5 protein-coding genes are annotated in these 6333 nt (G+C 69.6%); 3 read left to right on the forward strand and 2 right to left on the reverse strand.

Annotated elements, in window-relative coordinates; translation table 11 throughout:
- Positions 1–161 precede the first annotated feature (161 nt).
- Complete coding sequence (locus tag OPU70_RS13995) at positions 162–629, forward strand: acyl-CoA thioesterase (protein WP_082041096.1); 468 nt, start codon at positions 162–164, stop codon at positions 627–629.
- A gap of 140 nt (positions 630–769) precedes the next feature.
- Here OPU70_RS13995 and OPU70_RS14000 read toward each other — a convergent pair whose 3' ends face one another.
- Entirely contained in the window at positions 770–2566 is a 1797-nt protein-coding gene (locus OPU70_RS14000) for a hypothetical protein (RefSeq protein WP_498558055.1), read from the reverse strand.
- Positions 2567–2711: 145 nt separating this feature from the next.
- Positions 2712–3926 (reverse strand): trans-sulfuration enzyme family protein, encoded by a 1215-nt coding sequence (locus OPU70_RS14005; protein ID WP_498558058.1) that lies wholly within the window; start codon positions 3924–3926, stop codon positions 2712–2714.
- A 104-nt stretch (positions 3927–4030) separates the two neighbouring features.
- On the opposite strand from OPU70_RS14005, the gene OPU70_RS14010 reads away from it, so the two are divergent.
- Positions 4031–4507: an Lrp/AsnC family transcriptional regulator gene (locus OPU70_RS14010; protein ID WP_042540462.1), complete on the forward strand. Its 477-nt coding sequence runs from the start codon at positions 4031–4033 to the stop codon at positions 4505–4507.
- 49 nt (positions 4508–4556) lie between these two features.
- Complete coding sequence (locus OPU70_RS14015) at positions 4557–6266, forward strand: AMP-binding protein (protein ID WP_498558056.1); 1710 nt, start codon at positions 4557–4559, stop codon at positions 6264–6266.
- Positions 6267–6333 lie beyond the last annotated feature (67 nt).

Below are 6333 nucleotides of genomic sequence, written 5' to 3' on the forward strand. Positions count from 1 at the left end.
GCATCCGCCGTGTCGAGTCCGTTCGGAACCGAATCCGCCCTCGGCAGATCCGCCGGAGGCAGAGCGACCCGAGGCAGAGCGACTCGGGACTGAGCGACCGTCGACATGCACGGATGTGCACGCGTAACACCACCGACTCACGATGCTCCTACCCTCGAAGCATGGCGAAACAGCAGACACCCGAGTGGCAGTGGTCCGAAGACGGCATCAACTTCCGCACCCGCAAATGGGTGAAGCCGGAGGACCTGAACGCGAACGGATCGCTGTTCGGCGGCAGCCTGCTCAAGTGGATCGACGAGGAGGCCGCGATCTATGCGATCGTGCAGCTGGGCAACTACCGCGCGGTGACCAAGCACATCTCGGAGATCAACTTCGAGGCCTCAGCCGTGCAGGGCGACCTGATCGAGATCGGGCTGCAGGCGACCCACTTCGGCACCACCTCGCTGACCATGCGCGCGGTCGCCCGCAACATGATCACCCGCAAGCGCATCCTCACGATCGAGAAGATCGTGTTCGTGAGCCTCGACGAGGACGGCACGCCGACCCCTCACGGGTACGACGAGATCACCTACAACCGCGATCGGATGCCGACGGAGCGGATCGCCACAGGCACGATCCGCCTGCCGTAGAGCCAGGCTCCGGCATCCTCTCGCCCTGCGTCTCACGCGCGCGGAAGGAGATCTCCCGTATCGAAGGACGATCGTGCGGATCGGGTCCTTCGGAACGAGAGGTCTCCTTCGATGCGTGCGGCGTCAGTCCGGGATGCCGCTCAGACGTTCCGACGGTGACTGACGCGGTGGCCGATCCAGAAGCCGACCGCGATGAGTCCTGCCAGCGTGACGACGAGCATCCAGGGCAGCATCGACGGCGCAGCGCCCGCCGTCGCGGTCGCGAGCGTGCCGGAGCCGTCGGCGATCAGGCCGTTGCCGTCTGCGAGTTCCGATGCACCCGCCTCGAGCTTGTCACCGCCCTCCGCCAGTTCGCCGGTGCCTTCGGCCACAGTGGCAGCACCCTCGGAGAGCTCGCCGACGCCGGTGCTCAGGTCTGACGCACCGACCTTCAGCGTCTCGGTGCCCTCGGCCAGCGCGGTCGCGCCCTCGTCGAGGCTGGCCGCACCGGCGCTGAGTCGCGCCGAACCGTCCTGCAGCGACACGGCGCCATCGGCGAGAGTGTCGAGACCAGCGGCGAGCCGATCCGCGCCGGCCCACAGCTCTGCGGTGCCCGCCTTCAGAGGCTGCAGTCCCGTGGCCAGCGCGAGCGCGCCTCCCGAAAGCTGCGAGGCTCCGTCGCTCAGTGGCTGCACGCCGTCGGCGAGCTTCAACGCACCGGCGGATACCGCTGAGGCGCCTGCCTTGAGCGTGCCCACACCGGACTCGAGCGTCGAGGCGCCGGCGGCGAGACCGGAAGTGCCGGCCTTCAGCTGCTGCACCCCCACGACGAATGCCGGGGCCCCTGCGGTCGGGTCTGCCAGCGCGACCGTTCCCGGCCATCCCTGCGCCGCATCGCCGTTGACCAGCGCATTCGCACCGCCGGCGACCAGCTGCGCTCCGGCGGCGGCCTGGATCGTCCCCTGCGCGAGCACGGGTGCCGCGGCGGCCGCTCCGGCGATTCCGTCGACCTGAGCATCCACTCCGGCGGCGAGAGCAGCGAGCTGCTGCATCTGCGCGTTCGTCGGGTCTGCCGCAGCGAGCTGGGAGAGCGCATCGGCCAGCTGCTGCGCGTTCGCGGGGGCACCGTTGGCCGCCTCGATGATCGCCGCGGCGTTCTCCGGGCTGGCGAGCGCCTGAAGCTGCGGCGTCACGGCGCCGGTGATCGTCGAGCTGAGCTGGTTCGCCCCGCCGAGCACCTGCCCCGCGACCTGATGCGCGCCGGCGACCCCGGCAGCGAGATTCGTCGCCCCGTCGAGCACCGACTGGGCGCCCGCGTCGACCTGCAGCGCGCCCGTCGTGAGGTCCTGAGCGCCGTCGACCAGCGACTGGGCTCCGCCGTCGACCTGCTGCGTTCCCGCGGCCACCTGCTGAGCGCCGTCGAGTGCGGCCCGGGCTCCTGAGTCGATCTGCTGCGCACCGGCCGAGACCTTCTGCGCACCGTCGAGCGCAGACTGCACACCGGCATCCGCCGTCGTGAGTCCCGATTCGAGACGCTCGGCGCCTGTGAGCGCCGACAGTGCTCCGGCGCTCAGCCGAGCAGCCCCGGACGCGGCGTTCGAGGCGCCGATCGCGAGAGTGTCGGCACCTACGGCGAGCGCGGCGGCGCCGGTGGACGCGCTCTGCGCACCCGTGGCGACCTTCTCGGAGCCGACGTGGGCGCTCGTCGCTCCCGCCGCGAGCTGCTCCGTGCCGGCGGCGAGCTCGTCGGCGCCCGCAGAGAGATCACCCGCACCTGCGGCGAGGTCGGCCGAGCCGTCTCGTGCGGTGGTGGTGCCGTCGGCGAGTTCCGCGGCACCGGCCGCGATCTTGCCCGTGGTCAGGAAGAACAGGATCACCATCGCGGCCAGCAGCAGGCTGAGCACGATCACGGCTATGCGCATTCCGATTCCGTGCGCGTGGGGCTTTGCACTCGTCATTGAGGACTCCCGGGGTCAGTGGCGTCGTTGCCACCGGCGAGTGTATGGGCGGGTTCTCAGGATTCGCACAGGTTTGCTCCTCGGAACTAGATCCCGTTCATAGTGAGACTCAGTTCCTTGTAGCTGTTCGACAAACGTCGCGACCTCACGCCCACGGACGGCCGGATGCCACGGCGCCCTCCACCCGCGACAGTGCAGCGAATGCCTGCGCGAGGTCGGCGATCAGGTCGTCGACGTTCTCGAGACCGATCGACAGTCGCAGCACATCGGCGTCGGGGCGCGCTTCCGCCGGCACGGGCCGGTGCGTGAGCGCGGCCGGATGCTGGATCAGCGAATCGACCCCGCCCAGCGAGACGGCGTGGGTGAACAGCGACGTCGATGAGGTGACGGCGGATGCCGCGGCATACCCGCCCTGCATCCGCATCGCGATCATGGCCCCGGTGCCCCGCATCTGACGCCGGATGACGCCCTGCGGGTCGTCGTCGAGTCCGGGATAGAACACCTCGGCGATCTCGGGGCGGTCGATCAGCCACTGCACGATGCGGCGAGCGCTCTCCTGCTGCGCGCGCATGCGCACGGGGAGGGTCGCGAGCCCACGGTGCAGCAGGTAAGCGCCGAGCGGATGCAGCAGACCGCCGGTCACGGCACGCACACGGCGGAGCGCCTCCGCGGTCTGCTCGTCGCAGGCCACCACGCCCGCGATCACGTCGCCGTGTCCGCCGAGGTACTTCGTGGCGCTGTGCAGCGACATCGCCGCACCGTGGTCGAGGGGATTCTGCAGCACGGGCGTCGCGAAGGTGTTGTCGACGACCACCGGCACGACTCCCGCCTGCGCCACCACGGCGGCGATGTCGGCGATCTCGAGCGTCGGATTGGCGGGAGTCTCCACCACCACGAGTCCCGTGTCCGGACGGATCGATGCGGCGACCTCGGCAGGGTGGCAATAGGTGGTCTCCACACCCAGCAGGCCGGAGCCGAGCAGGTGATCGGTGCCGCCGTAGAGGGGACGCACCGCCACGACGTGGTTCTTCCCCGCTGCGGGGCCGTGCGCGAGGATCACCGCGGTCATCGCCGCCATGCCCGATGCGAAGGCGACGGCGGCCTCGGCGTGCTCGAGCTCGGCGAGGGCGTCTTCGAACCGCCCCACGGTGGGGTTCCAGAGCCGCGCGTAGACCATGCTGCCGTCGGCGGGCGGACGCCCACCCGTCGCCATCGCCTCGTACGAGTCCCCACCGCGCTTGATGTCGGGCAGCGGGTTGGTCGTCGACAGGTCGATCGGCAGTGCGTGGACTCCCAGTGCCTCGAGGTCTGAGCGGCCGCTGTGCACGGCGACGGTGTCTGGATGCAACGGTGCAGTCATGCCTGCCACGTTGCCCGAAGCACGATGGATGCGCAGAGATTCGACAGCATCCATCGGATTCTGGCTCGTTCTCGATATTCTGAGCAAGGAAGCGATACCAGGAGGTGCGGGCCTTGGCGAAAGCACAGCTCGACGAGATCGATCTCGAGATCCTCGCCGTGCTCACCCGCGACGCCGAGGTCACGAACAAGGCGCTCGCGCACGGGCTGGGTCTCGCCGAGTCGACATGCGCCCACCGCGTGCGCGCGCTGCGCGAGCGCGGGATCATCCGCGACACCCGGATCCGCGTCGACGGATCGGCTCTCGGACTGCCTCTGCAGGCGATCATCAAGGTGCGCCTCGCGAATCACACGGGCCCCAAGGTCACCGCGCTCTTCGACGCGCTGGCGGCCATCCCGCGGGTGCTGCAGGTGTTCCACGTCGCGGGCGTCGACGACTTCCTCGTGCACGTCGCGGTGCAGGATGCCACCGCCCTGCGCGACATCGTGCTCGAGCACATCACGATCCACCCCGTCGTCCGCGGCACCGAGACGCAGCTGGTGTTCGAGCTCCGCGACGGCGCCGGCCTGCTCGCGCGCTGAGCGGATCGTGGGCGAGGATGGACACGTCTGCCGAGCAAGGGAGCCCAGAATGAGCCGCAGCGCCACCGCAGCCACGTCCGCGATCAGAGAGATGCGCGACTTCCTCTTCGCGAATGCCACCGACTACGCGGCGGCGCGAGACGGGTTCGTCTGGCCGACGCCCACGGAGTTCAACTTCGCGCTCGAGTGGTTCGACGTCATCGCGGGCGAGACGCCCGACCGCCCGGCCGTGCAGATCGTCTCGGCCGATCTCAGTCTCGAGTCGTGGACATACGGAGAGCTGTCGGCCCGCTCGGATCAGGTCGCGGCCTGGCTGACCGGCCTCGGCATCCGACGAGGCGACCACGTCATCGTGATGCTCGGCAACACCATCGAGCTGTGGGAGGTGATGCTCGCCATCACCAAGATCGGCGCGGTGTCGATCCCGACGTCGACCCTGCTCTCGGCATCCGACCTCGCCTACCGCGTCGAGCACGGCCGAGCGCGCGCGATCGTCACGCTCGGCAGCCTCGCCGAGCGCATCGCCGACATCGACGCCGACGTGCTGCGCATCGGTGTGGGCGACGGCATCCCCGCCGAATGGACGCGCTTCGACGGCTCGTCCGACGCCCCTGCGGCCTTCGAGCCCGACGCCGCCACACCGGCCGACGACACGGCCCTGCTCTACTTCACGAGCGGCACGACCAGCCGCCCGAAGCTCGTGCAGCACACACACGTCTCGTATCCCGTCGGACACCTGTCGACCATGTGGTGGCTGGGCGTGCGACCCGATGACGTGCACCTCAACATCTCGTCACCCGGCTGGGCGAAGCATGCGTGGTCGAGCTTCTACTCGCCGTTCCTCGCCGAGGCGACGGTGTTCGTCTACAACTACGACCGGTTCGACGCGAACACCCTGATGCAGGTCATGGACACCCACCACGTCTCCACGTTCTGCGCTCCGCCGACGGTGTGGCGGATGCTGATTCAGGCCGACCTCGCGCGACTCACCCACCCGCCGCGGGAGCTGGTCGGAGCGGGCGAGCCGCTGAACCCCGAGGTCATCGACCGGGTGCGCGCGGCGTGGGGCGGCACGATCCGCGACGGCTTCGGGCAGACCGAGATGACGGCTTGTGTGGGCAACTCCCCCGGTCAGGTCGTGAAGGTCGGCTCCATGGGACGCCCGTTGCCCGGGTACCCGGTCGTGCTGCTCGACCCCGCCACCGGAGAGATCGCCGAGCACGAGGGCGAGATCGCGCTCGACCTGGCCCACCCTCCGGTCGGGCTCATGGCCGGGTACTACGACGATCCGGAGAAGACGGCCGAATCCCGCGTCGGCGGCTTCCATCACACCGGAGACATCGCCCAGCGGGATGCCGACGGATACCTGACCTACATCGGCCGGGCGGACGACGTGTTCAAGGCCTCCGACTACAAGATCTCGCCGTTCGAGCTCGAATCGGTGCTGCTGGAGCACGACCTCGTGATCGAGGCGGCGGTGATCCCGAGCCCCGACCCGACGCGACTCTCGGTTCCGAAGGCGTACGTGTGCCTGCACCCCGACGCGGTCGGCGCCGAAGCCGACGCCGCCCGCTCGATCTTCGCCTACGCCCACGACCGCCTGTCGTCACACCTCTGGGTGCGGATCATCGAGTTCGTTCCCGAGCTGCCCAAGACGATCTCGGGCAAGATCCGCCGCGTCGAGCTGCGCGCCAGAGAGGCCGAGCGCGTGACCTCAGGAGACGAGGCCGCACAGCACCGCGACCGCGACTACCGCTGACGAGCTCTCAGCCTGCCAGCGCGGGCTGACTGCCTGTGCTCGGCGTCACCGTCGTGCCGCGCGGCAC

Source organism: Microbacterium sp. SWDP-B6 (assembly GCF_059803615.1).

Excerpts from the sequence above, each read along its gene's own strand:
- OPU70_RS13995 (WP_082041096.1), top strand. The coding sequence starts at position 162 with ATGGCGAAACAGCAGACACCCGAGTGGCAGTGGTCCGAAGACGGCATC.
- OPU70_RS14005 (WP_498558058.1), bottom strand. The coding sequence starts at position 3,926 with ATGACTGCACCGTTGCATCCAGACACCGTCGCCGTGCACAGCGGCCGC.
- OPU70_RS14000 (WP_498558055.1), bottom strand. The coding sequence starts at position 2,566 with ATGACGAGTGCAAAGCCCCACGCGCACGGAATCGGAATGCGCATAGCC.
- OPU70_RS14015 (WP_498558056.1), top strand. The coding sequence starts at position 4,557 with ATGAGCCGCAGCGCCACCGCAGCCACGTCCGCGATCAGAGAGATGCGC.